The following is a 25,358-nucleotide window of genomic DNA, read 5'->3' as shown; positions in this document are numbered from 1 at the left end:
TAAAATTAAAAAATGAAAAATCATGAAAATACGTATTTTGAAATTTTTAAATTATTTTTTTAGCAAGAGCTTTTTTTAAAGCTGTAACAATTTCGGCTTTTTTAAGTTTATGAAAATTAGGAACTTTGTGTTCTTTAGCTAATTTTTTTAACTCAAGAAGCAACATTTTAGATAAATCTAAAGAAGGTTTTTTTGCTTTAACTTGGGTAGTTTGTGGTTTTGTTTCCAAAGCATCATCGGATTTTTCCTCAGAAAGTTCAGTAGATAAAACTTTTTCAGGTTGTAGAGAAGTTTTTTCTTCGGGTTGTGGTTGTGTTTCTTGTTGCAAAACTTCAACAGCTTTTACAGGTTCAACTGTTTTTTCTTGTAAAGAAGGTTTAGCTTCTAAATTTTGAGTTTGTTCAGTTTGTTCTTTGGTTGGTTCTGTTTTTTCTTGTTGTAATTCTTGTGTTTGTTCTTGCTCTTTTGTTTGAGTGGGTTCTTTTTGTTCTAATTTAGGAGCATTTTCTTTTAATTCTTTTTTTTCTAATTTTGGCGAATTTGTTTCTTCTAATTTTTCTTGAGTGGTTTGTGTTTTTGGGGTTTTTTCAAGTTGAGATGGTTTTTCTTCTTTTTGTGCAAGTTGGTTTAATTGTTCTTCTTGTAATTTAGTTACTTGCGCTTCTTTTTGTTTTAATGTTTGTTGAAATTGCACTAAGGCTTCTTTTGCTAATTGAACATATTGTGCGAAAGTTTCTGGTTGTAAGTGTGCTAAATCTGCTAATACTTTACGATTAACATCTACTTTTGCCAAATCAAGTCCGTGCATTAAACGAGAATACTGCATGCCGCATAACATAGCACCAGCGTTAATACGGGAGATCCATAATTTACGAAAATCTCTTTTTCTTTGTTTGCGGTCTCTATAAGCGTATTGCAAAGAGCGCATTACTTGCTCGTGAGCTGTTTTGTAAAGAGTGCTTTTGGAACCAAAATATCCTTTTGCCATTTTTAAAACTTTTTTGCGACGACGGTGTCTTGCAGGAGTAAAACTAATTTTTGCCATATTCTTTTTCCTTTCTATAATCCTCTAATAAGAGTTTTGATTCTGTTGTAATCACAAAGTTTAACACAAGTAACTCCTCTTAGTTGGCGGTTTTGTTTAGTAGTTTTGGAAGCTGCAAGGTGATTTTTGTAGGCGTGGCCTCTTAATAATTTTTTCTTTTTAGTAATTTTAATTCGTTTTTTAAGCCCGCTGTGGGATTTTTGCTTAATCACTTTAATCATCCTTTCTTATTTTATTTATTTTTAATTTTTAATTGGGTCCAAAAAAATATTTTTGGTTTGTAAATTGGTTGAGTCGCGTTTTGTTTTGGGTAATTTTTCAGCCATTCAAATACCATTCATAACCTTTAAGGGTTATTTTAAAGGGGACAGAACTGCTGTTAGTTGATTGCCTTGTAATTTTAAAGGAGTCTCAATTTGAGATAGGTTTTTCAAATCTTGCATAACTTGTTTAAAAACTGTTTCTCCTAATTGAAAATTATTAATCATACGACCACGAAACCGCATACTAACTTTTACTTTATCGCCTTGTTTTAAAAATTTTTGAGCTTGTTTAATTTTAGTATTTAGATCATTTTTATCAATGGTAGGATTGAGGCGAATTTCTTTTAAAACAATAATTTGGGTTTTCTTTTTGGCTTCACGAAGTTTTTTTTGTTGGTTATAACGATGTTTTTGATAATTCATTAGTCGCGCTACCATCGGTGAGGCATCTGCGTTTACCACTACAATATCAATTTCTTTTTGTTCTGATAATTTTAAAGCTTCTTTTTGGTCAAAAACACCTAATTGTTCGCCTTTTTCATCAATAATGAGATATTTTCCTTGTGGGATATTTTCATTATATAAATCGGAATTGGAACTTTTTTTAAATTTGTTGATTTTAATATTTAAAACCTCCTTTAGGTTTGGGGTTATTTTGTAAAAATGAAATGAAATGACATAACATGAAAATGAAACAAGGCAAAAAGAAAAAATAAAATAAAAAAAGAGAACCGCCCAATGAACATTTCTCTTCTCTAAAATAACTAACACTAAATGTTTTTTGCATTTTTTTTACAAAAAAATTAAATGTTTATGTGCCATTTGCCTAAAAACTAATTGTTAATCAGGCGAGAGAAAACTCTTCTTTTCACGTTAATATCATAAGATTATTACAAAATCTTTGATAATTTTTATAATTGTATTTTGAATATTATAAAATAAAACAATAACAATACCGTCCTAATTATATAATAAAAAGTGCGGTTTGTCAATAGTTTTTGGGGGATTTTGGCAATTAAGAGGTTATTTTTTTTGAAAAACTTGGTCTTTTAATAAAGAAACAAACTCATCAACTTGAATTGTGGTTTGTTGGTGAGAGCCATATTTTCTAAAAGTAATTAAATTGTTAGTCATTTCGTTGTCGCCAATTACAACTTGATAAGGAATTTTTAATTTTTGTGCTTCTCTAATTTTATAACCCAAAGTAGTATCTTTGGAATTAATTTCTACTCTGAAATTTTGTAATTGTAACATTTCTTTAATTTTTTGGATAAATTCCAAATGTAGAGGAGCAGACACAGGAATTAAAAGCACTTGTACAGGAGCAAACCATAAAGGAAAAACACCCTTTGTTTCTTCTACTAAATGCGCTAAAAATCTTTCCATAGTAGAAATAACTGCGCGGTGAATGACAACAGGACGATGGTGTTTGTTGTCTTCTCCAATAAAAGTAAGATCAAATTTTTGAGGGAGCAAAAAATCAAGTTGTACTGTTGATAATGTTTCTTCGTTGCCTAGGGCAGTAAACACTTGCACATCTAATTTAGGACCATAAAAGGCAGCTTCTCCGATGACTTCTTTAAAGGGTAGGCTCAATTCTTGAATAGTTTCTTTGAGGGTTTTTTCAGCGTGATGCCACATTTGATCGTCATTAAAATATTTTTCTGTGTCATTAGGGTCACGATAACTTAGGCGCAAATCATAATTTTTAATATTAAAATCACGATAAACTTCTAAAATTAAATTAATAATTTTTTTTATTTCTTCTTTGATTTGGTCAGGACAGGCAAAAATATGAGCGTCATTAAGAGTCATTTCTCTTACTCTTTGTAAACCAGAAACAGCTCCTGATTTTTCAAACCGATGCATCATTCCTAATTCAGCAATACGCAAAGGCAATTCCTTATAACTATGAGGAGTTTTTTTATAAATCATCATGTGATGGGGGCAATTCATTGGTCTTAAAACTAGTTTTTCACCATTTTCCAAAGTCATGATGGGAAACATATTAGAAGCATAATGGTCCAAATGTCCGGAAATACGGTAAAGTTCAGTATTTGCCATAATGGGCGTATAGACATGATGATAATCATAACTTAATTCTTTGTCAACAATATATCTTTCAACGATGCGCCTTACAGTAGCTCCTTTAGGAAGCCAAAAGGGAAGCCCCAAACCAACTTCTTTATTAAACATGAATAAATCTAGTTCTTTGTTAAGTTTTTTGTGGTCGCGCTCTTTTCTTTCTTCCAAAAGTTGCAAGTGGTCCGCAAGCGCTTGTTTTTTGAAAAAAGAAGTACCATAGATGCGAGTCAAAGTTTTGTTTTTGGCATCTCCTTGAAAATAAGCTCCTGATATTTTTAAAAGTTTAAAATGTTTAATAAGGCTTGTTTTGGTTACATGACCGCCGCGGCAAAGATCAAAAAATTCTCCTTGACGATAAATACTGATAGCCTGGTCGCGAAATTTTTCCAGCAAAACTTGTTTATAAGGGTTGCAAGCAAATAATTTTTGGGCTTGTTCGAAAGAAACTTCTTCTCTTGTAATGGGGTGGTTTTCCAAAGAAATTTGATGCATTACTTTTTCAATGGCAAGAAAACCTTTTTCCGAAATGGTGTGATTTTGAAAATCAATATCATAATAAAATCCTTCTTTAATGGCAGGTCCTACTGTAAAAAGGGCACCTGTATAAAGTCTTGCAACGGCTTGCGCCATAAGGTGAGCGGTGCTGTGATTAAGAACTTCCAAAGATTTAGGATCAGATTCGGTTAAAATTTCTAAATTGCCGTTTTCTTTCAAAGGAAAATCAAGTTCGATTGGTTGGTCGTTGAAAAGGGCTGCAACTGGTTTTTTGAAATGTGTAGATAAGTGTTTTTTCCAAATTGCCAAAGGAGTTATACCTGAAATAAATTCTTGCATTTGATTGTCAAAAAAGCTGATTTTAATCATAAAACCCTTTCTTTTGTAGTTTTTAGTTTTTTGATCTTTTAAAAAATTGGGGAAAAACAAAGATAATGGAGGAGAAAAAATAATAAAGGGCAAAAAAATTATCTAAATAACAATGTGTGATATAATTTGTGTTTTATACTAAAAAATTAAATAACATATATCATAACTATAACACAAATCACAAGAAAAAGGGAGTCTTTTTTTAGTAATTAGTTGATTGGTGTTTATTATTTGGAATCTAAATTTTTAAGTGGTTTTGAAAAAGGGGGCAATTTCTTTTTTTATTGTAACAACAAAAGGCAAAATTTCTTTTTCGGATGGCAAAAACATACTGCAAGCTCTTAGGTGACCTTTACAACCATATTTTTGAACAATATGATATATTTGCGGTCCGTTAGAACAAATACGCACTTGAATTTTAGAATCAGGACGTTCAAAAAAAAGAGCATAAAAGGGAAAATTTTTAATATTAGATAAAATATTAATCGACAAAAAAACCTCTTCTAAAGTAATGTTGAATTGTTCAATGATTTGTTGATTCACATAAACATAGGCAAATCCGTCACAAGCAATAATATTTTGACATATATATCCTTGATATTTTAAAAAATTAAGTGTTACTTTATTGATATTTTGTTCCACCAAAGCAACATCAATATCATAATTAAGTAATTCTGAGGCAATTCTTAAAGTTTGGGCACTTACTCTATGATACCTAAAATTACCAGTATCTGTAATTAAACCAACATAAATAGCCAAAGCACCTTTAAAAGTTAGGTTTAAATTGAGTTTTTCTTTTAACAAGTAAATCATCTCGGAGCACGAACCAAAAGAATCATCAACCCATTGATAATTACCATAATTTTCGATTAAAATATGATGATCAATTCGAATAACGACTTTTCCCAATTTAAATCTTTGGTCACTGATGGCTTGAGTAGTGCCGCAGTCAACTACAATTACTAAAGCATTTTGGTAAGTTTCATCTGGTATTTCATCCATTTGACCCAAAAAAGTTAAATGGTTTTTGGTTTCCCCCACCACATAAACATTTTTATGAGGAAAGGTATTTTGAATCATATTTTTTAAACCTAGTTGAGAACCATAACAATCCCCATCAGGATTTTTATGTCCGTGAATAATGATAGTGTCAAAAGTTTTAATTTGGGTTTCAATAAATTTCATATTTGTTCCTTTCTTTGTATTTGTTAAAATATTAGTTTAGTTAAAATGATGTTGGTTGGGGGTTGTTTTCTTGATATTTTCTTATTTTTTGGGTTTCTTTTATTTTCCTAAACAAAATTTAGAAAACAATTCTTTAATTAAACTATTTTTTTGATTATCACCTATAATTTGTCCTAACGCTTGATAAGCTTTAGTAAGATCAATAGAATAAATATCAATTGGCATTGATTGCAAAAGGGCTTGTTGCAAATCTTGGAAAGATCGAAGAGCAATTTGGATTTGATTAATGTGTCTTGCATTAGAAAAATAATTAAAATCTTTGGGCTGGATATCATTTAATTGGAATTTTTTTAAAATTGTTTGTTGTAACTCTAAAAACCCTGTTTTATCCAAACTCGAAACTGAAATAATTTCTTGTGGGGCTAATTGGGAAGAGTTGTTGGAAAGAGAAGAAATTAATTTATCACTTTTCAAATCCGCTTTGTTTCCTATAATAATGCGCGGATGGTTTTTGGTTAATTGCAAAAGTTGGATATCTTCTTCTTGCAAATGATTACTTTGATCTAAAACTAATAAAATTAATTCTGCTTGTAAAAGCATTTTTTCTGTTCTTAAAATTCCTATTTTTTCAATGGGATCATCAGTTTTACGAATGCCTGCAGTATCAATTAAATGAAGGGTGATACCTTGACAATTAAAATAAGCTTCAACAAAATCTCTGGTAGTGCCTGAAATATCAGAAACAATAGCTTTGGTTTCGTTTAAAAAAGCATTAAGAAGGCTTGATTTACCAACATTGGGACGTCCAACAATTAAAGTTTTTATTCCTTCTTTAAGATATCTATTTTTATGGGAGTGGTTCAAAATATTTTCTAATTGCTTGATTAAACTTTTAACTTCCAAAGCAATTTTTTGTTGGGTGATTTGAGGAATGTCATCATATTCAGGATAATCAATATTAACTTCAATTTGAGCAATTAAATTAAGGATTTGGTCGCGCAAAGAAGTCACTAATTGAGAAGTGTATTTTTGCAAACCAGAATGAGCAATTTTAATGGCATTTTCATTAGTGGCATGAATTAGGTCCATAATGGATTCAGCTTGAATGAGGTCCATTTTTCCATTAAGATAGGCTCTTTGGCTAAATTCGCCTGGAAAAGCCAACCTAATATCTAATGACAAAACTCTTTCTAAAACCATTTGCGTAATTAAAATACCGCCATGAGCATTAATTTCTACAACATTTTCGCCAGTAAAAGAATTAGGAGTTTTAAAAACAGAAATCAAAACTTCATCCAAAATAGTTTGGTTTTTGTTGAGGATAAAACCGTGAGTAATGGTGTGTGTTTTGGTTTTGGTAAGGTTTTTACCTTTAAAAATTTTATTTATTTCTGCAATAGAATTGTTGCCAGAAACCCTAATTACACTAACTCCTCCTGTTCCTAAAGGAGTTGAAATAGCAGCAATAGTATCAAAAAACATTTATTGGGTGCTCCTTTCTTTATGATTTTTGTAATCTTTTCATTTATTGAATGTTGTTTTAAATTGATATTTATCATTTATAATATGAAAATAATTTACAACCGAAAGGAAAGGGGAAAAGAATTATCAAAATAAAAGTTTTATTTGGTTAATTTTATTATTGGTTATTGGAGATTTTTTTTATATGTCTATTTATTGAATTTATTAATTTTATTGTTAATTAATTTTTAATTAGTTTTGGATTTTTGTCTTGGGATTTGGTTTCAAAAGTTTTAATTGAGTCTTTTATTTGAGCTATGAAAAAAGTCATTTCTTGATTGTTATTTAAAGTAGCACCACAAGCTCTAAGGTGACCTCCGCCTTTAAATTGTCTAGCAATGGAGTTAATTTCAGGACCACGAGAACGAATGCGAGCTCTAATTGTTAAATCTGGTTGTTCTAAGAAAAAAGCCCAAACTGGATGATTTTCTAAATGACCCAAAATATTAACCAAACTTGCAGCAACGTCAATATGTAAGTTAAATTTTTTCAATGTTTCTTGAGAAATAAAAACGTAAGCAAATCCTTGGGAAGTAACTACATTTTGATAAATATAGGCTTTATATTGAAACAAGGTAAGAGTTTCTTTGTTAAGATGAAAAAAAATTTGTGATACATCAAGGTCAAAAGCAAGTAAGGAAGCAGCAGCTTTAAGAGTGTTTTGGTCAACTCTATCAAAACAAAAATTACCAGTATCAGTTACCATACCTACATACATAGCCAAAGCACCTTTATGAGTTAATTTCATATTGCATTTTTCTTTAAATTCAAAAATCATTTGAGAACAAGAAGAATAATTAGCATCTACCCATTGATAATTGCAGTAATTATCCATTAATAAATGATGATCAATTCTAATTGTATCTTTAGCTAATTTAAATCTTTGGTCACTAATTTTGTTTTCTTGACCGCAATCAACAACAATAGCAAGAGCACTTTGGTACAAAGAATCACAAACTTCATCCATCACACCTACAAAAGATAAAGAATGATTTTGTTGTCCTACTGCATAGACTTTTTTTTGGGGAAAAGTTGCTGTAATTGCATCTTTTAAACCTAGTTGAGCGCCATAACAATCACCATCTGGATTGATGTGTCCGTGAATAATAATTGTTTCAAAAGCTTTAATTTTATTGTAAATAATTTTCATAATGTTCCTTTAATTTGTTAATTTTAATAAGTTTTTAGGAGTTTGCTTTTTGTTGGGCTTCATTAAATAATGTATCGATGTTTTTGTCTAAGTCTTTATCTAAAAAACAATCTATTACTAATTTTTCTACAACTATACGCGACATCTGGGATTTTCTAAAAGTGGGAGAAAAGAAATAAATGGGGTTACCTGTTTGAGATGATTCTTCATCTTCTTTTCTTTCACGTTTCATAAAGTCAAAAATATCTTTATTTATTTCTGGATTTTTAGAATTTTTGGAAGGATTTTTAGAATTTGTTTGTTCTGGTTGGGCGCTTTTATCATAACAAGGACGAGTAGGAAATTGACTAAGTTTTTGGATTAATTTTTCGTTTGTTTTTTTAGAAGTTAAATGTTTTAAAAACAACCAAGAAGCAAGCACTTCATCTTTATCTTTTTTATAAAATAAATTAATATTAGAACCTTGTTGTAAAACTTTTCTTTTGCCTGACTCGGGACCTTGCTTTCCTTTTTTCCAATAAGGAACCGAAGTTATCCCTACTTTAAATGGAGCTTTGGAAACATATTCAAATCCATTAGAAGAAGAAATATCCATTAAAATTTTTTGATCCATAAATAAATGAGTAGTATAACTTTCACCAGATAATTTACGAGTAATTAAATATTTTTTATCATAAAATTTTTTAAAATCTTTAATCATTTTTTTAGCATCTGGATTATTAAAACGTACTCCTACTTCACGACTTGATGGATCTTTTTTAGTTGGTGAAGTTGTATATTCAATTCCTCTTTGTTCGGAAGATATAATAAATAAATTAGATTCAGAATCGTAAGAAATAGGGATTTTTTCAGAGTCAACTTGTTTAATTACTTTGCATAACTTTTTCATTTGTTCCCATGTAATACCATCTTTTAGTTTGCCTTCAAAATTAGAGTTATCATAATTGTCAAAACAAGATTGAAAATCGGAATCGATTTCAATTTTTTGTTTTTGAATTTTGCCTTTTAATTGTTTAAAATAATCTTGATTATAATACATCAATTCAATAGATTTAGAAAATGGCAAGGAATACCATTTCCCTGGTTCTTTTTCATCACCCAAAGGCAATTGAGCCTCATTTTCAAAACTAGAATAAAAATATGTTTTTTCTGTTTGGGGATCTGTTATACAAGGGTCTAATTTGATTTTTTCATTGGTGTGATCTTTAAATCCATCAAGGGGAACTAATTTACCTGATTCATAATAATTTACTAAATGATCAGCATAAGAAACAATTAAATGAGGTTCGTTGTTGGCTGGAAGAGCTACATTAATGTTTTTTACAATCCCACTCCAACTAGGTTTATATTCTGTTTTTACTTTGATTTTGGGATATTTTTCTCTAAATTCTTCAATAATTTCTTCTAAAGCAGTTTTTGGTTTTCCTTTTTCTTTTTCAGGATCTAAACGATGCCAAAAAACAATTTCGATGGGTTTTTCTAGAAATTTTTCCCATGCTTCGCTATCTTTATATTTGGTAAGCATTTCATTTAATTCTTGTTCATGGTTATTTCTTAAAGCATTAGAATCAATTTTAGGAAATAATACAATAAATGCTAAAATAACAAATAAGCAAGTAAAAAAATGAATGATTTTTAATTTATCCTTTGATACCACTGTTTAATTTTCCTTCTAAAACATATCTTTTACAAAAAATGAACAACAAAACTAAAGGTAATGTCATCAAAACAGTAGCTGCCATTTGTTGATTGACTAAATGTTGGTTTTTTTCAGAGTCAAAAATATTTCTAATCACATTAGTAAGCAATTTTCCGCCTACAAGTTCAGGCCACAAATAAGCATTCCAAGCAGCAACTGCTCTAAAAATAATGATATTAATGATGTTATCTCTTAAAAGCGGAGTTAAAATTTTGTATAAAAACTTCCAATCACTACTACCATCAACTTTGGCAGATAAATAGAGTTCTTTGGGAATTTTTTTGATATTTTGTATTAATAAAAAAATATGAAATACATTGATTAGAAAGGGAAGAATCATTGCTAAATAAATGCCACTAAAAACGCGCGTACCTTGACCAGAATCAACAAAACCTAGGCGTGCAACTGTTTGATAGTTAGTTAAAAACATACTTTCAGTAGTTATCATAGTGGTGATTAGAAAGACTCCTAATATAATTTTTTTAGTTCTAAATTCTAAAATACTAAGAGCAAAAGCAGTTATAACAGAGACAAAAATACCTAAAACAGTAGAGATAAAAACAACAGCAAGGGTTTTAAAAAAAGTCAAAAACAAGCTATAACGGGTAAATAGAAAAGAGAAGTTGTTCCACGTCAAATCTTTAGGAAAAAAACTAGGACAAGCAGGATTGTCTTGTAGAGCTAAATTTAGCATCCAATAAAAAGGGATAGCCAAAAAAAGAGCAAAAACAGACAAAAAAAAGTATTTGGTAAAAGTGGCACAAACTTTGGGTAAATGTTTTTTAAGTTTGGCAAAAATGAGTTTTGTTTTATTATTTGAATTTGACATAATTATCAAGGTTCGATCCTTATTTATTATTTATTTTATTCATTTAATTTCTTTTCAAAAAAGAAAAAATTAATGGCAGTAAAAAGAATAGAAATTAAAAGCAAAATAACAGTGGCTGCAGCGCCTCTGGAATAAGAATCCATTAAAGTTCCTTCTAATTGTTGATAAATATAGCCTACCACAGTATTTACCTTAGTAATATCGGAATTACCAAAAACTCCAATAACAGATTCATATTCTTTAAAAACTTGAATTATTGCAATAATAAGTTGATAAAAAATAGTAGGAGCAAGTAGAGGAAGAGTAATTTTTCTAAAAATAGTTATTTTAGAAGCGCCGTCAATTCTGGCAGCATCGTAATAATCTTTACTAATGTTTTTTAATCCCACACTAAAAATTAAAATTTGGAAGGGAAGGGATTCCCACACTACATAAAAAATTAAAACAAACATTTTATACGAATAAGGAGCTGAAATGTTAATCCAATCTTGTTGGAGCCCAAAAAAAGAATTAAAAAAACCTTCGGGGCGCGTTTGGATGCCAAAACTATTGTGATAAAAAAGGACTGCAAAAACCATTCCCATAATAACAGGATTTGTTAAATAAGGGAGGAAAAAAATGGTTTGAAAGATATTTTTTAAAAAACGATTATAAACACTGTTAAGTGCTAAGGCAATCATTAAAGACAAAAAAATAGAAATAGGAACAGCAACAAACACCAGTAAAAAAGTGTTAAAAAGAGCAGTTCTAAAATCAGGATCACAAAAAGTAGTAGTGTAATTGGAAAAATTAAAAGAATAAGAAAATGTGTCTGCAAATTTATTATATCTACTATCCAAAGAAATAAAAAATGTTTTTACCAAAGGATAAAAATTAAATAAAACCATAAGAATTAAGGCAGGCGCCAAATAATACCAATGATTATGTTTGGAATATTTAGTGGAATTGTGATGGAAAAGTTTTTTTAGCAATGACATTTAAAAAATCCTATTTTCGGTTTTTTTATCAAAAAGAAAACACTTATTTTCTTTAATTTGGAATCTAATTTTTTTCTTGGCAACAAATCCTTGGGGAAAAATAATATCTTTACTTTTTTCATCAAAGACAAGGTGGAAAGTGTTTTTAACAGCTTGCGGATGTCTTGCTAACATCATTAAGTTTCTTCCCATATTTTCTAAAAAGAGAGGTTCGATTTCAAAATTACCGTTTGTGTCAAACCAATAACCTTCGGGACGAATGGCTACATAGATTTCTTGATTTAGGTTTTTTAAAGTTTTGTTAGAAGAAAAATCAAAAAGAAGTGAATCTCCAATAGTTACTTTTCCAAAAGTAATTTTTCCTTCAAAAATAGAGATAAGTGGATTGCCTAAAAATTTGGCAACAAACAAGTTGTTAGGATTGGCATAAACTTCTTGAGGAGCGCCTTTTTGTTGGATTTGTCCTTTATTCATTAAGCAAATTTCATCACTAATAGAAATTGCTTCTTCTTGGTCGTGTGTAACAAAAATAGCAGTGATTCCAGTTTTTCGTTGGATTCTTCTAATTTCTTCTCTAGTTTTGAGGCGTAACCCTGTATCTAAGTTGGATAAGGGCTCATCTAAAAGCAAAACTTGAGGTTCTTTTACTAAGGATCTTGCAATTGCTACGCGTTGTTGTTGTCCGCCTGAAAGTTGCTGAGGTTTTTTGTCTAAATGATCGGCAATTCCCACTAACTTGGCAATTTCTTCTACTTTTTGCACAATAATGTCGCGCGCAAATTTTAGATTTTCCAGTGGAAAGGAAATATTTTGTCTAACTGTCATATGAGGATATAGAGCGTAATTTTGGAAAACTAAACCAATACCTCTTTTTTCAATAGGCAGGTTAGTGACATCTTTGTCGCCAAAAAATATTTTTCCAGCCGAAATAGAATGAAGCCCTGCAATCATGTAAAGAGTAGTTGATTTGCCACAACCCGAAGGACCTAAAAGACTTACCAATTTTCCTTTAGGAATTTTGATGTCAATTTTTTTTACAGCATAAGTTTCTTTTTTAGTTTGTTTATCGATGAAAATTTTAGAAACTTGTTCTAATTTTATACCCATTTTTTTGTATTCCTTATTTTTAGCTTTTTGGCTTTTAATTTTGTGTTTGTGTTTGTGATTTTGGTTTGGTTTGATTTGGTTTTGGTTTTATTATTTTGATTTTGTTCGTTTTTAACTTTTTTTATTGTTTTTGGTTTTTTGATTTTTGGTTTTTATCTTTTAGATGAATTTAATCATTTTTTAATTATTGGTGATTTTTTTATTTTTGGACTTTTGGTTGCTTTTTTGAATTTTATAAAATTTTATAAATGTTTAAAAAATATTGACAATTAATAGTTAAAAAATATTAAACATTATTTTGCAATTTTTTTTGTTTTTTAAAAATAAGTAAAAGCGAAATTCCCAACAAAAAATAAAAAAATGTTTTAGAAAAACATTTTAGAGTTAAAAAATATTTAAGAAAAGGTTAAAAAGTTTTAAAGTTCTTATAAATTGATAAATAAAAAACGATACTATTAATTAAACTTAAAAAACTAAATTATGATAAGTTCTTGGAAAAGCAATTACATCACGAATATTATCTAATCCTGTTAAAAAAATTAGTAGTCTTTCAAATCCTAAGCCAAAACCTGAATGAATGCATCCCCCAAAACGGCGTAAATCTAAATACCATTCCAAATCTTTTTGAGGAATTTTCATTTGATTCATTTTTTCAATTAAAACTGATAAATTTTCTTCTCTTTGTGATCCGCCAATTAATTCTCCGACACGAGGAACTAAAAGATCCATCGCAGCTACTGTTTTTTGATCGGGATTATTTTTCATATAAAAAGCTTTAATTTCTTTGGGCCAATCAACAATAAAAACTGGTTTTTTAAAATGTGTTTCGGTTAAATATTTTTCGTGTTCGGTTGCCAAATCAGTGCCATAAAAAAGGGGGTTTTCAAATTTGGTGTTGCTTTTTTGCAAAATTTCTAAAACTTGTTCGTATTTTACTGTCAAAAATTCTTTTTCCTCAGCGATGTTTTTTAATTCTTCAATTAAACCGTTTTTTTCTGTCTTATCCAAAAATTCTATATCTTGATAATTTTGTTCTAAACATTTAGCAATAACAAATTGTAACATTTCTTGGGCGACTTTTAAATTTTGAGATAAATTGCAAAAAGCCATTTCAGGTTCTAACATCCAAAATTCAGCAGCATGTCTTGGAGTATTTGATTTTTCAGCTCTAAAAGTAGGACCAAAAGTATAGACTTTATTCAAACCCAAAGCCATCGCTTCTGCTTCTAGTTGACCTGTTACTGTTAAAAAAACTTTTTTGCCAAAAAAATCTTTTTGATAATCAATTTCATTTTTGCTGGTAGTCTCATCGGCAAGTTTGAAAGCATTTGGAATGTTTTTTGTTTGTGGCAAAGCTTCTAAATTAAGGGTTGTAAGTTGAAATAATTCACCCGCGCCTTCGCCATCATTAGCAGTGATAATGGGGGTGTTGATGTGAAAAAAACCTTTTTTTTGAAAAAAACTGTGCAGGGCAAAAAAAGCGGTATTTCTAATGCGAAAAACTGCTCCAAAAAGTTTGGTGCGCACTCTTAGATGAGATATTTGTCTCAAAAAAGCCTTAGAATGTTTTTTGGGTTGAAGCGGATAAGAAAAATCACTTGCGCCTAAAAGAGAAACATTTTGGGCACTAACTTCAAAAGGCGTTTGGGGATTGTTGGTTGCTTTTAGAATACCTTTCACTTGCAAAGAAGCCCCAATTTGCAACATTTCTTTTAATTTTTTTAAATTAATGTTATTTGGAGATTCATTGTTGTTGTTGAATTTTTGGTTTTCATGAAATTCGGTAATTTCGGCGGCGATTTCGATGTTTTTGGTTTTGGTTTCTTTACAAATAATTTGTAAATTTTCCAGAAAAGTACCATCATTTAAATCGATAAAAATTAATTTTTTTTGATAACGACAATTTCTAACCCAACCATTTAATACTATTTTTTTTTGATAAAATAACTCTGGTTTTTGGAAAATATCTTTGATAGAAATTTTCATTGTAATTTACTAATCCTTTGTTTTTATGTAATGTTGTAATATTTTGTTGTAAATAAAAAAGTGAAATGAAACAAATATGAATTAAAAAAAATGTAAATGGAAATAGAAAAAAAGGGGGGATTAAAATAAGAAGAAAAAGAAATTTAAAGAAAAAGAATCGGAGGAAAAATAATAGCGAAGCAAAAAAGCGAAGCAAAAAAGAAAAAAAAGAGAAGCAAAAAGTATTAGAATTAGTAATATGAAAAATAATTTTTTTGTTTATTTTTTTAATTAAAATAGCGATATATAATAAAAACTTGAAAATTTTAAAAGTTTTAGGAAATTAATAGATCTTAATTAAAAAAGTAAAAAAAGATTATAAAAATTGTCCAAAAAATAATAAAAATGTTTTAAAAAAGACACTCAAAATAAAAATAACCCAAAAAGAATTGAAAGAATTAAAAACAATTACAAATTTATTTTATCATTTTTAAGTTATATTTTGATATTTTTTTGAAAAAACGCAAAAAATTAGAATAAAAAACAATAACAAAGTAAAAATAAAATAAAAATAAAAGTTAGGAAAAAATAGGTTTAAATGTTCCTAAGTTTTAAAAAATGTTCCTAAGTTTTAAAAAACTAACTTATAAAAAGATTAAAATAAAAGTTAATTTTTTCTAAAATTGTTCCTTCTTTTTTAAAAAGAAAGGTTTTTCAAAGTTAGGAAAAAGTTATTTTTTTTGTTCCTAAAAACTGTGGCTTTTTATGTTATTATTTTATTGAATAATTTTATTTTTTCTAGAAAAAGCGTGAAAGCAAAAAGTTTTAAAAAAAGTTGTTAAAAATAAATTGTTTCAAAACTGTTAAAAATAGTTCCTAAAATGTTAATAAATTTTTCCTTAATTTGAGGAAAAAATAAAGTTAAAAGCTATTTTTTTAGAATTAGGAACAAAAAATGTGCTTCATAATAATAATAATTTAATAAAAAAATAATATAACAAATAAAAAACAATAATTAAAATAAAATATTAAAGGTAATATTAAAGGTAATATTAAAATGAATAATTATAATAAAATTTGGGAAATAATTTTGAATGAACTATCAAAAATTTATAGTGATGAAGTTTTTAAAGAAACATTTTTCAATATTAAAAAAATAAACCAAATTGAAGAAAAAATTATAATTTCAGTAGAAACTGAATTTATTAAGAATAAAATATATAAAATGTATTTTGAAAAAATCAAAAAAATAACTAAATTAAAATTTGAAGAAAAAATTATAATTGAATTTGTTTCAGAAAAAAATAAAAAAAATAGTAATTTTGATGATGAAAAAAAACATTTTGAAAATCTTAAAGAAAAATTAGAAAATGAGAATCAAAATTATTTTTCCAAAATTGAAAATAATGAAAATAATGATGAATTCCAAAATAATAAATATTTTGAAACAATTGAAAAAGAACAAATCGAAACTAAAACTGATAATGACACAAATGTTGAAATTGAAAATAGAAAAATAAGTTTTAATAAATACAATTATGGAAATACCAATCCCAAGTATAGTTTTGATAATTTTGTTGTAGGAAAAAGTAATAATTTTGCCTTTAAAATTGCAAAAAAAATTGCTGAAGAAAAAAAAGTAACTACCAATCCGCTATATATTTTTGGAAAAGCAGGAATCGGAAAAACCCATCTAATTCAGTCAATCGGAAATCATATTTTGAAAAAAACACATTCAGCCAAAAAAGTTCTATATGTAAAAGCTGACGGATTTATTGAAGAATTTACCAACCAATTAAGAAAAGCCAAAATGGAGGATTTCAACGAAAAATACCGTGATATTGATCTTTTATTAGTTGATGATATCCAAATTATGGCAGGTGCTACAAGAACTCAAATGGAGTTTTTTAAATTATTTGATTATCTTTATTTAAACCAAAAACAAATTGTAATTACAAGTGATAAACAAGCCTCAGAACTAAAAAATATTATGAGTAGATTAACTTCACGTTTTGAAGCTGGTCTTATGGTTGATATTCAAAGTCCTGATTTTAATCATCGTCTCAATATTTTGAAAAAGAAAATATTAGAATTTGAACCACAAAATCCTTTGAAAATAAAAAAAGATGTCCTTGATTTGATTGCTTCTTCTTTTGTTAATAATGTTCGTGAAATGGAAGGAGCTTTATTAAGATTGTTGAATTATGCCCAAACTTTTGGCTATGATATTGATATTAATATTGCCAATGAAGCTTTAGAACTTTTGATTAAAAGCAAAAAAAGTGTTTCTTATGATGAGGATGTTTTGGAAAAAATCAAATCAGTTGTTAGCAATTTTTTCAATATTTCAGTTCGTGATTTAATGAGTAAAAAAAGACAACAAAAATATACTTTACCGCGTCATATTGCTATGTATTTAATCAAAGAATTAAAAGATATTCCTTATAATATTGTTGGTAGTTTTTTCAAAAGAAACCATTCTGCAGTTTTTAAAGCTTATCAAAAAATTAAAAAAAATTCTCAAAGTGATTATGAATTAAAAAAATCCTTAGAACTTATTTTGAAAAAAATTAATTCTTAATAAGTGAATTAAATAATAAATGAATTGAATAAAATTGAATAATAATTAAATTAAAAATGAATTAATAAATTATCTATATTTTAAAAAAGTATCTTTTAATTATTCGATGATTTTTAACTTATTTTAGTCTGTTTTTGAAATTGTAATATAAATTTATTAAAAATAAGTTAAACATCAATTAAAATAACTTTAAACGTGTTTAAATGCCATTATATAAAATATTAATAATAAAATTAATAAAGATATAAAATAATTACTACAACAAAAAGATAAATGAGGTTTAATAAATGTATTTAGAAATTAATAAAGATATTTTTTTGGAACAACTTTTAAAAATACAAAAAATTTTACCCCAAAAAACTTTTTTCCCTATTTTTAATGCTCTCAAAATCCAAACACAAGAAAATAACTTAATTTTAGAAGCTAATAATGGCAATATTGCAATTAAAATAGAAATTAAAGATGAAAGTTTAAAAATTAAAAAACAAGGTAAAATTGCTTGTTTAGGGAGATATTTTATTGAAATAATTAAAAAAATTAGTGATTCTTTAATTAAAATTACTGTAATGGAAAATAATTTTTTAGTAATTAAAACTAGTTTTTGTGAATATAAATTAAAATTAATGGATGTTTGTGATTTTTTAGAACTTGATTTTTCTTTCCAAAAATTAGATTCTTTTCAAATTGAAACTCATTTTTTAAAAAATATGATTAAAGAAATAAATATTTCTACTTCTAAAAATGAAAAAAGACCTATTTTAATGGGACTTAACTTGATTTATCAAAACAACCTTTTAAAAGCTTGTGCTACTGATTCTTTTCGAATGAGTCAAAAAAAAATCAATCTAGATATTGAATATCACAATTTTAATATTGTTATTCCTAATAAAAGTTTAGAAGAATTAAGTAAAATATTAGAACATTGTCAAAGTAAATATTTAAAAATTTATTCTGATACTCAAAAAATCTTTTTAGAAATTGATAATTTATGGTTTCAAACTTCACTTTTAGAAGGAAATTATCCCCAAATTCAAGAAATTAAACTTACAAATTTTCCTTTTTCTATTCATTTAAATAAAGATGATTTAATGAAAGCCTTAGAAAGAGTTTCATTGTTGTTTTCCAAAGAACAAATAAATACTAATGTTATTAAATTTATTTTAACTAAACAAAATTCAATTGAAATTTCTTCTTCTAGTGAAAGTTTGGGAACTGCTTTGGAAAAAATTATTCCTTTAAAAGTTAGTGCAAATAGTTTCCAAATTGCTTTTAATGCTAAATATTTAGAAGATGTTTTAAAAGTTTTATCAGTTAAAGAAGTAGTTTTTTATTTTGATAATCCCTTAAAACCATTTATTATTACTACTTTGGAAAAAGATAGTTCTATTCATTTGATTCTGCCTATTCCTTTCGAAAATGATTGATATTATTATATAATGGCAAGATAATAAAAAGAACAGTGTTAATCTTAATTGTCTAAATAAATGAAACAGTTAGTTATGGGCTGTTCCATTTTTTTCATACAACTTTTTATTTTAAAATGACTCTTTAAGACTAAAAATTAATAGATAATTTCCTATCTTTTCAAACTAAGAAAATATTTTGTTGAATTAAAAAGTGTCTAAACTTTTTTTGATAATTCTTTAGTTTCAAAAGATATTTTTTAATATTTTAACCCTTCACTATATAGTTAGGTAAAAAAAATTAAAAACTCGTCAACAAAATGAAAGAAAATGATATTTTTTTTAAATTTTACTATTTTTAGGTAAAAAAAAGCGCACTAAAGTAACCTTTTTCAAGGTTATATTATTTTATATTAATTCAACTAAAAATTTATCTTAGATTTTGAGAATATTGAGATGGAGTTGAATGATTTAATTTGCTTAAAATCCACTTAGTATTCCAAAATTGAGGAAATTGATTAATTAATTTTTTCATTTTGTTAGGAGATTTTTGAAATAAAAAAGGATTTTGATGTTGTAAGAACGTTTTCATTTTGCCGAAAAAGTTTTCAATAACGGCGTTATCACGATGGGTGGCTTTTCTTGACATACTGATTAAAAAACCTTTTTTAGTTATTATTTGTTGGACTTTTTGTGATTGATAAACGGTTCCTTGATCAGAATGAATGATACAAGGTTCTTTTAATTTTGGCAGTTTTTGATGGTTTTTGAAACTAAATCTTTATTTTGTTGATTTGAAGTGTGAGAAGCAATTATTTGATTGTTAAAAGAGTCGATAATACAAGAAAAATAGAGAAAACCTTGATTCGTTTTAAAATAAGTAATATCAGTAAAGAGTTTTTGGAGGGGTTTGGTTGCCATAAAATCTTGATTGATTAAATTAGGAATTATTTGGAAATTATTTTTTAAATTACGATAAGTAAAATTTTTTTTTGATTCTTAAACGACAACTAATGTCATTTTTTTTCATGATGAAATAAACTTTTTCTTGGTGATGAATTCATTAAAGGTTTTTTGGTATAAATCAGTGATTTTTTCGATGACCGTAAAAATATTGATAATGAAGGCATAAAGCTTTAATTCTTTTTTGTTGTAACAGGTATTTTTCTTCTTTTTCTTTTAGTTTAGTTTTAACTTTCAACCAATAATAATAAGTACTTCTTTTAATTTGAAATGTTTTTAAAATGGTGGTTAAATTAAGATTTTGATTGAATCACTTAACTAAATGAAAAACAATCTTTTTATCAGTTTTTTTAATCTTTTCAATCATTTTTTTGTAATAATTTAATTTTTGTTTTAATTTTTGCATCTTAACACCAATTATCTTTATAAATTATTTTAAATATATCAACTATTATAACTCTAAAAGATTTTTTATTTGATCAATAAGTGCTTCAGTGCGTTCATCTTTTTGTTTCATATATAATAATCAATACTTGGTAAGGCAGTTAATTTAAAAATTAAAGTTGATTTAATGATTGAAATAAATTAAAAAAATAAAATTACCTCAAAAGAGGTTTTTATGATATCGATATAATAATGATATGAAAAATGATAATGCGATAATATCAAATATCGAGTATCATTATCATTATCGATATAAAATATCAAATATCACTCCTTAAATGAGTTAATGTTTATATAGATTATTTTCAAAGTCAAACTGTTATAAAGTTGTTAGTAAAGTGTTATAAAGTTGTTAGTTTTCTTTTTTTATTAAATATTTATACATAGGATGTAGTTTTTTCACCCGATAACCTTGTTTATCTTTTGTCAAAAAGAATTGAAGATATTTTAAATCTTCTTTTCGATAATAGATGATGTTTAACCTCTTCTTATAGTTAGTTTTCATTGGTTTATGATATTTATCTAGCTTTTGAGGGTCTAATTGATATAATTGTAAAGTTTCTAATTTATTGACATCAATTTTTCCAATTAATTCTTTTATGATATTTTTGAATTCATTTTTATAATTGATTTTGAAGATATTAAATAGATGTTTAAGGGGGTTATTTTGGCTTTTAAGTGGGGTTAAATCAGAAAGTAATAGTTTACTATTACTAGAAGAGAAAGAAATTATCATTAATTAAGGTGTTTTTTGGTTTGTTTCATTTCTTCTAAGATTTGAGGATCAACGAAGAGAGTTTGGTTTTGGGACGGTAATTAGCTTCTTGGTAAGTATTTTTCTTTTTGGAATGAGAGATAATAGTGAGATTGATTAAATCTTCTTTTAATATTTTTAAAAAGTTTTTAATTTGAGTTAAATCATTAGGGGTGGTTTTCGCGTTCCAACCTCCGATTCTAATTTCTTGGCTATTGTCTTTTTTCATTTCTTTTCTCCTTAATTTGGTTTTTTGTTATAAAAATAAAACCCTAAATAGTTAAATTTATTATATATATACTTTTATGAGAATGTATTAATGTTTTTATATGTGTAGATGTTATATATTTTGGTGTAAAAAAATAATTTAATTAATTACTTCAACTTTGTCTTCGCCAAAGAAATGAATCGCTAAATCGACGATGATTTTCTTTTTGGCCTCTTCATAAGTAATGTATGGAGCTAAAAAACATTTTTGATATGCTTCTTTTCCGTATTGACGTAATAAATCATCGACATCTTTACAAGTTTTATCATAAGGTGGTAAAATACATCTAATTTCGTAAATAATATTTTCTTCTTTAAGTTGTAATCCTAACACTTCACTGCGTTTTCCTCCTGTTTCATCAATATCTAAGGCGATAATCACTTAATCTTTTCTTTTTTGAGAATTTCTAATTGTGATTTAGAAAGTAATTGAGCGACACAAATGAGACCAACCACGTTTTTAATTTTGTTTTGCCAACAACTAATGACATCAAAAAAGCCTTCATGAATGATGATGGTTTTGGTTTGTTTGATAAAAGGTAACGCTTCAAAAAACCGATAACTAAAATGAAAGGTGGGGGTTTGACTGAAATTAGTTAAAGCTTGATATTTAGGTTGAAAGTAAGAAACTTCGCGAAAATGGTTTTGATAAAAATGAAAAGTTTGATGATAACCATTTTCAATGGGGATAATAATGGAACCATGAAAATTATCATGAAAATATTTTTATTTTGTTGATTGGTTTTTTCTTTGATAAAACCATATTCTAATAATTGATCGATCTTAATATTTTTCTTTTGACAGTAATTTACTAACCGAAAAGATAAAGGTTTATCAGATAAGGGGTCATAACCTAGTTTAAATTCTTTAATAGTTACTAGAGTGAGTTTCTTTTTTGAGTTAAATATTCTATTCCTGATTGACTTTCGTTATTTTGGTTGGAAATTAATAAATAATGATAATAATTTCTAATTTGGTTAAATAAGGGTGAGATTTTTTTAAATAATTGTTTCTTTTTGATATTAATTTCCTGTTCGTCAACTGGTGGTTTTGGTTTAATAGGTTGATATAACTGTTGAAAAGGGTTCGTAGTTATTTTCGTTGTTTCTTTTTCTTGTTGGATTAAGGTTTTAAATTCGAAAGAATTCATAAATCCTTCTATTATTTGAATCTCTTTAGAAAAAGATTTAATTTGACGGATAGTCATATAAACATCAATCAGATCGTAATCGCGAACACATTTCCAACAATGAATTTTGTTAGTAGAAGTGAAATGACAACAAGTAGGATTTTTTCCTTGATGAATGGGACAAGGGAAACGGTGGTTGATGTTAAAATTTAGTGGTATTATATTTAATTTTTTTAATAAAACTGACATGGGGAAATGAGTTTGGATGTGTTTTATTTTTCTTGATAATTCATTAATAAACTCCTTAATAACTTTCTAATGAATAAGGCAAAATATAACCGATTTCTTGGAAGGTTTGTGTGGTCATTTCAAAGTGATAAACTAAATTCTTTTTGGTGCCACTGCGATTCTTTTTAATAGATAATTCAATGATTTTTTGAGATTCGTTGTTTTTTGATGCTAAATATAATTGATTACAATTTTGATTATAGATATTTAAGGGCTTGTCTTGGTCTTTGGATAGTTTGGGTTGAAATTCAGACATTATTAAGACGATATCTGAGTTAGTTTCAATTCCACCACTTCTTTTTAAAGCGGTGATTTCAGGGGATTTCCCTTGAAAATTACTGTATGTATCTCTGGAAAATTGAGATAAAATGATAATAACGATGTTTAATTCCATGGCTAATTGTTTGAGTTTGGTCATAATTTCATCAATGGCTAGACGGTCATTTTCTAAATGATTGGACGTTTTAGTAATTTGAAGATGGTCGATAACGATGATTTCTACTTTTTGTTATAAATGAAGGCGATAAACTAAATCAATGATATAATCTATTTTTTTACTTTGTTCATAACTAAAGGATAAGTTAAGCTGGGAAAAGAATTGTTGAGCGTCATTCATCCTTTCCATGTAGGTATGTTGAGTGATGTTTGAGTCTTCCCAATTTTTAGCTAAAATAACATCTAAGGGAATTTGAGTTTGGTGGGCTAATAAACGACTTAAATTTTCTTCTAAGGTCATTTCATAAGAAAAAACTAAGAGATGAGGGTGATGATGAGTTTCTTGGTGTTTGGTTTTTATGATATCTAAAAGAAGATTGTAGACAAAAGTAGTTTTTCCTAAACCAGTATAGCCACCAATGGTGATGATTTGACCTTTTTTAAAGCCTTTTGTGGCTTGATTTAAACCTCGGAAAGTTTCTGATAGACGGCAATATTCTTCTTGGATTTTTTGTTTAGCTTGGTTATCAGTTTCAAAAAATTCAGGGTGACAAGAAGCCATTTGATTTAAATTTAATAATGTTTTATCTGATTGATGCGGAATCAAAGCCATAAATTTTCTTAATTTATCAAAGATTTCTTGGTAGTATAGATGTTTATAATAAGGATCTTTATTTTCAAAAGAAGGACTAATAATTTTTAAGAGTTGTTGGAACAGTTTTTCTTGGGTATAGGTATGTTTTAAGTTAGCTAAAAAATCAAGGTTATTTTCTTTACTCAAATCATTACTTAAAAAAGATAATGATTCTTTCTTAAAATGATCTTGGGAAAAATGAGTTCGAAGATAAGCGAGTAATTCTTTGATGATCTCAGTTTGAGATTTGATTTTATCAAAGGGATGAGTATTTGTCTGGTTTAAAGTTAAATATTTTAAGGTTTTAAATATTTTTGTGTTGTTGGGGTCAAGTAGGGTTTTGGGGTTGATGATTTGACAATAAAGGTTTAACTTTTCCCATTGGCCTTGTTCGATATAATTTATTAATTGTTTTAACGCTTTTTGTTCGTTGGTTAACATTTTATATTAACTCCTTTTTTTCTTTTTTAATGATGTTAATGTTAGAAAAAGCGATGAATTGACGGGTAATTAAGTTTTGTAAGAAATTGTTGGCTGAATTGGAAAATAAGTTAATTACTTGATTAATACCTTGGACTTTTCCTTGATTGATTTTATTATTTAATCTCTGAGTTTTTGGTTCGTTGTTGATTAATAAATAAAATTCAAAACGAGTATCGAGTTTTTTTAATTGTTGCCTTCTACCATGGCTTGTTTATAGCGATCACGCAGACATGTTTTAAAATTAAAAGCGATAATCCGTTTATTTTTCGTAAATAACACTAAATCAAATTTAATGTCGGGGATGAAGAATAAATAAGCTTTGAGGATATAAATGAATGATTCCTTGGTTTTGAAAATAGAGTAAAAAAAGATATTCATTGATTTTACCACGGATTACTTTTTGGCTTTGAGAGTTGATGTGATTTTGGTTAAAATAATGGTTTAATTGTTGGTAATTGGGTTTCATATATTCGTTAATAGAAAGATTAAAGGTGTCTTTGTTAAAAAAACATTTTAAGATTTCCACAGTTTGGATATTAGTATTAAATTGTTGAATATTAAAAAAATCTTGGTTATTTAACATTTGATATTCCTTTCTTTAAATAAAAAAAGACCTTTAAATTAAGGTCTTTTGTTGTTTTTTTTAGTTTTAAAAATTCTTTTTGTTTTCCAGATAATGGTGCCATCTTTATGAATGGTTTTGATTTTTCCATTAGAAAAAAAATAGAAGTAGTTATTGCCGTTTTGACATTTTTTCTTGATAACAATAGCCATTATCTTTCTCCTAGATATTTCATAATTTTTTGAATATTAGATGGAATGGGATCGCTTCAATTTAAGATTAATTTCTTAATGTCACTAGTATAATGAGTGAGATAATGATTGTATCCTTGACGAACGGTTTGAAAATAAGTTAACGATTATCTTTCAATGAGATCTCTTTGATGGTTTTTTTGTTTTTTCTTTCTGGTTCTTCCGATAAGAGGATCGATATCTAAATAAATTAATAAATCGGGTTTTTTTAAGATAGTTTCATGATTCAACTTAAAGATCTTTTTTAAAGGTAAAAGTTGTTTCTTTTCCTTAGAAAAGGGAAATAATTGATAAGCATAAGTGGATGGTAACCAACGGTCTAAGATAATTAATTGGTGATTTTTTAATTGAGGAACAATTAATTCCGCTTGGATTGCGACATATTAACCAGACTTAAATAAAAACGAGTGAGATAATCTACTTGTTGAAAATTTAAAAATAAATCTCTAATTTCCTTCCCAAGTGAACTACTCC

General features: G+C 27.2%; 21 protein-coding genes and 3 pseudogenes. 2 read left to right on the top strand and 22 right to left on the bottom strand.

Annotated elements, in window-relative coordinates; all coding sequences use genetic code 11:
* Window positions 1–46 precede the first annotated feature (46 nt).
* From rplT to asnS, 12 genes are all read right to left on the bottom strand, one after another.
* The gene (gene rplT, locus HGD80_RS05675; RefSeq protein WP_219474540.1) at window positions 47–1,045 is read right to left on the bottom strand and encodes a 50S ribosomal protein L20; all 999 of its coding nucleotides are present in this window, start codon (window positions 1,043–1,045) and stop codon (window positions 47–49) included.
* Window positions 1,046–1,059: 14 nt separating this feature from the next.
* Complete coding sequence (gene rpmI / locus HGD80_RS03630; protein ID WP_219474538.1) at window positions 1,060–1,266, bottom strand: 50S ribosomal protein L35; 207 nt, start codon at window positions 1,264–1,266, stop codon at window positions 1,060–1,062.
* Between the two features lie 132 nt (window positions 1,267–1,398).
* On the bottom strand, window positions 1,399–2,079 hold the full coding sequence (infC, locus tag HGD80_RS03625) for a translation initiation factor IF-3 (RefSeq protein ID WP_225904332.1): 681 nt from the start codon (window positions 2,077–2,079) through the stop codon (window positions 1,399–1,401).
* A gap of 252 nt (window positions 2,080–2,331) precedes the next feature.
* On the bottom strand, window positions 2,332–4,257 hold the full coding sequence (gene thrS / locus HGD80_RS03620) for a threonine--tRNA ligase (protein WP_219474536.1): 1,926 nt from the start codon (window positions 4,255–4,257) through the stop codon (window positions 2,332–2,334).
* Between the two features lie 246 nt (window positions 4,258–4,503).
* On the bottom strand, window positions 4,504–5,442 hold the full coding sequence (locus HGD80_RS03615) for a DHH family phosphoesterase (RefSeq protein WP_219474533.1): 939 nt from the start codon (window positions 5,440–5,442) through the stop codon (window positions 4,504–4,506).
* Between the two features lie 99 nt (window positions 5,443–5,541).
* On the bottom strand, window positions 5,542–6,924 hold the full coding sequence (gene mnmE / locus HGD80_RS03610; protein WP_219474530.1) for a tRNA uridine-5-carboxymethylaminomethyl(34) synthesis GTPase MnmE: 1,383 nt from the start codon (window positions 6,922–6,924) through the stop codon (window positions 5,542–5,544).
* Between the two features lie 220 nt (window positions 6,925–7,144).
* Window positions 7,145–8,113: a DHH family phosphoesterase gene (locus HGD80_RS03605; RefSeq protein ID WP_219474528.1), complete on the bottom strand. Its 969-nt coding sequence runs from the start codon at window positions 8,111–8,113 to the stop codon at window positions 7,145–7,147.
* A 34-nt stretch (window positions 8,114–8,147) separates the two neighbouring features.
* Window positions 8,148–9,770 carry an extracellular solute-binding protein gene (locus HGD80_RS03600; protein ID WP_219474526.1) on the bottom strand — a complete coding sequence of 541 codons (1,623 nt, stop codon included), beginning with the start codon at window positions 9,768–9,770 and terminating at the stop codon, window positions 8,148–8,150.
* Window positions 9,754–10,641 (bottom strand): carbohydrate ABC transporter permease, encoded by an 888-nt coding sequence (locus tag HGD80_RS03595; RefSeq protein WP_225904331.1) that lies wholly within the window; start codon window positions 10,639–10,641, stop codon window positions 9,754–9,756. Before HGD80_RS03595 ends, HGD80_RS03600 begins: the two co-directional genes overlap by 17 nt.
* 35 nt (window positions 10,642–10,676) lie before the next feature.
* The gene (locus HGD80_RS03590) at window positions 10,677–11,618 is read right to left on the bottom strand and encodes a carbohydrate ABC transporter permease (protein ID WP_219474523.1); all 942 of its coding nucleotides are present in this window, start codon (window positions 11,616–11,618) and stop codon (window positions 10,677–10,679) included.
* On the bottom strand, window positions 11,619–12,725 hold the full coding sequence (locus HGD80_RS03585; protein ID WP_219474520.1) for an ABC transporter ATP-binding protein: 1,107 nt from the start codon (window positions 12,723–12,725) through the stop codon (window positions 11,619–11,621).
* A gap of 465 nt (window positions 12,726–13,190) precedes the next feature.
* Window positions 13,191–14,711 (bottom strand): asparagine--tRNA ligase, encoded by a 1,521-nt coding sequence (asnS, locus tag HGD80_RS03580; RefSeq protein WP_219474519.1) that lies wholly within the window; start codon window positions 14,709–14,711, stop codon window positions 13,191–13,193.
* 1,036 nt (window positions 14,712–15,747) lie between these two features.
* Here asnS and dnaA point away from each other — a divergent pair.
* Both dnaA and dnaN read left to right on the top strand, forming a co-directional pair.
* Complete coding sequence (gene dnaA / locus HGD80_RS03575; RefSeq protein WP_219474518.1) at window positions 15,748–17,271, top strand: chromosomal replication initiator protein DnaA; 1,524 nt, start codon at window positions 15,748–15,750, stop codon at window positions 17,269–17,271.
* 287 nt (window positions 17,272–17,558) lie between these two features.
* The gene (gene dnaN / locus HGD80_RS03570) at window positions 17,559–18,695 is read left to right on the top strand and encodes a DNA polymerase III subunit beta (protein ID WP_219474516.1); all 1,137 of its coding nucleotides are present in this window, start codon (window positions 17,559–17,561) and stop codon (window positions 18,693–18,695) included.
* A gap of 409 nt (window positions 18,696–19,104) precedes the next feature.
* Here the strand turns inward: dnaN and HGD80_RS03565 are convergent.
* From HGD80_RS03565 to HGD80_RS05180, 10 genes and pseudogenes are all read right to left on the bottom strand, one after another.
* A pseudogene (locus tag HGD80_RS03565) lies at window positions 19,105–20,043 on the bottom strand (IS3 family transposase).
* A gap of 390 nt (window positions 20,044–20,433) precedes the next feature.
* On the bottom strand, window positions 20,434–20,817 hold the full coding sequence (locus HGD80_RS05195) for a hypothetical protein (protein ID WP_225904330.1): 384 nt from the start codon (window positions 20,815–20,817) through the stop codon (window positions 20,434–20,436).
* A gap of 34 nt (window positions 20,818–20,851) precedes the next feature.
* Window positions 20,852–21,064, bottom strand: coding sequence for a hypothetical protein (locus HGD80_RS05190; protein WP_225904329.1), 213 nt, complete (start codon window positions 21,062–21,064; stop codon window positions 20,852–20,854).
* Window positions 21,065–21,202: 138 nt separating this feature from the next.
* Entirely contained in the window at window positions 21,203–21,484 is a 282-nt protein-coding gene (locus HGD80_RS05750; RefSeq protein WP_425312571.1) for a hypothetical protein, read from the bottom strand.
* Window positions 21,481–21,558, bottom strand: coding sequence for a hypothetical protein (locus HGD80_RS05745; protein WP_425312574.1), 78 nt, complete (start codon window positions 21,556–21,558; stop codon window positions 21,481–21,483). Before HGD80_RS05745 ends, HGD80_RS05750 begins: the two co-directional genes overlap by 4 nt.
* 421 nt (window positions 21,559–21,979) lie before the next feature.
* Window positions 21,980–22,480 carry a hypothetical protein gene (locus HGD80_RS05740; protein ID WP_425312570.1) on the bottom strand — a complete coding sequence of 167 codons (501 nt, stop codon included), beginning with the start codon at window positions 22,478–22,480 and terminating at the stop codon, window positions 21,980–21,982.
* Between the two features lie 55 nt (window positions 22,481–22,535).
* Window positions 22,536–24,029, bottom strand: a pseudogene (locus HGD80_RS03550) (replicative DNA helicase).
* A gap of 1 nt (window position 24,030) precedes the next feature.
* Window positions 24,031–24,654 (bottom strand): annotated as a pseudogene (locus HGD80_RS05185) (hypothetical protein).
* Window positions 24,655–24,692: 38 nt separating this feature from the next.
* Window positions 24,693–24,845, bottom strand: coding sequence for a hypothetical protein (locus tag HGD80_RS03540; RefSeq protein ID WP_219474514.1), 153 nt, complete (start codon window positions 24,843–24,845; stop codon window positions 24,693–24,695).
* A 146-nt stretch (window positions 24,846–24,991) separates the two neighbouring features.
* The gene (locus HGD80_RS05180) at window positions 24,992–25,210 is read right to left on the bottom strand and encodes a hypothetical protein (protein ID WP_264081113.1); all 219 of its coding nucleotides are present in this window, start codon (window positions 25,208–25,210) and stop codon (window positions 24,992–24,994) included.
* Between the last annotated feature and the right edge of the window lie 148 nt (window positions 25,211–25,358).

The sequence above is a fragment of the Paulownia witches'-broom phytoplasma genome (assembly GCF_019396865.1).
Taxonomy (GTDB): Bacteria; Bacillota_I; Bacilli_A; order Acholeplasmatales; family Acholeplasmataceae; genus Phytoplasma; species Phytoplasma asteris.
This window is presented reverse-complemented; position numbering and strand designations above follow the sequence as displayed.

Excerpts from the sequence above, each read along its gene's own strand:
- dnaN (WP_219474516.1), top strand. The coding sequence starts at position 17,559 with ATGTATTTAGAAATTAATAAAGATATTTTTTTGGAACAACTTTTAAAA.
- HGD80_RS05740 (WP_425312570.1), bottom strand. The coding sequence starts at position 22,480 with ATGTCAGTTTTATTAAAAAAATTAAATATAATACCACTAAATTTTAAC.
- HGD80_RS03540 (WP_219474514.1), bottom strand. The coding sequence starts at position 24,845 with ATGGCTATTGTTATCAAGAAAAAATGTCAAAACGGCAATAACTACTTC.
- HGD80_RS03585 (WP_219474520.1), bottom strand. The coding sequence starts at position 12,725 with ATGGGTATAAAATTAGAACAAGTTTCTAAAATTTTCATCGATAAACAA.
- rpmI (WP_219474538.1), bottom strand. The coding sequence starts at position 1,266 with ATGATTAAAGTGATTAAGCAAAAATCCCACAGCGGGCTTAAAAAACGA.
- mnmE (WP_219474530.1), bottom strand. The coding sequence starts at position 6,924 with ATGTTTTTTGATACTATTGCTGCTATTTCAACTCCTTTAGGAACAGGA.
- HGD80_RS03590 (WP_219474523.1), bottom strand. The coding sequence starts at position 11,618 with ATGTCATTGCTAAAAAAACTTTTCCATCACAATTCCACTAAATATTCC.
- asnS (WP_219474519.1), bottom strand. The coding sequence starts at position 14,711 with ATGAAAATTTCTATCAAAGATATTTTCCAAAAACCAGAGTTATTTTAT.
- thrS (WP_219474536.1), bottom strand. The coding sequence starts at position 4,257 with ATGATTAAAATCAGCTTTTTTGACAATCAAATGCAAGAATTTATTTCA.
- dnaA (WP_219474518.1), top strand. The coding sequence starts at position 15,748 with ATGAATAATTATAATAAAATTTGGGAAATAATTTTGAATGAACTATCA.
- HGD80_RS03595 (WP_225904331.1), bottom strand. The coding sequence starts at position 10,641 with ATGTCAAATTCAAATAATAAAACAAAACTCATTTTTGCCAAACTTAAA.
- HGD80_RS05195 (WP_225904330.1), bottom strand. The coding sequence starts at position 20,817 with ATGATAATTTCTTTCTCTTCTAGTAATAGTAAACTATTACTTTCTGAT.
- HGD80_RS03615 (WP_219474533.1), bottom strand. The coding sequence starts at position 5,442 with ATGAAATTTATTGAAACCCAAATTAAAACTTTTGACACTATCATTATT.
- HGD80_RS05190 (WP_225904329.1), bottom strand. The coding sequence starts at position 21,064 with ATGAAAAAAGACAATAGCCAAGAAATTAGAATCGGAGGTTGGAACGCG.
- HGD80_RS03605 (WP_219474528.1), bottom strand. The coding sequence starts at position 8,113 with ATGAAAATTATTTACAATAAAATTAAAGCTTTTGAAACAATTATTATT.
- rplT (WP_219474540.1), bottom strand. The coding sequence starts at position 1,045 with ATGGCAAAAATTAGTTTTACTCCTGCAAGACACCGTCGTCGCAAAAAA.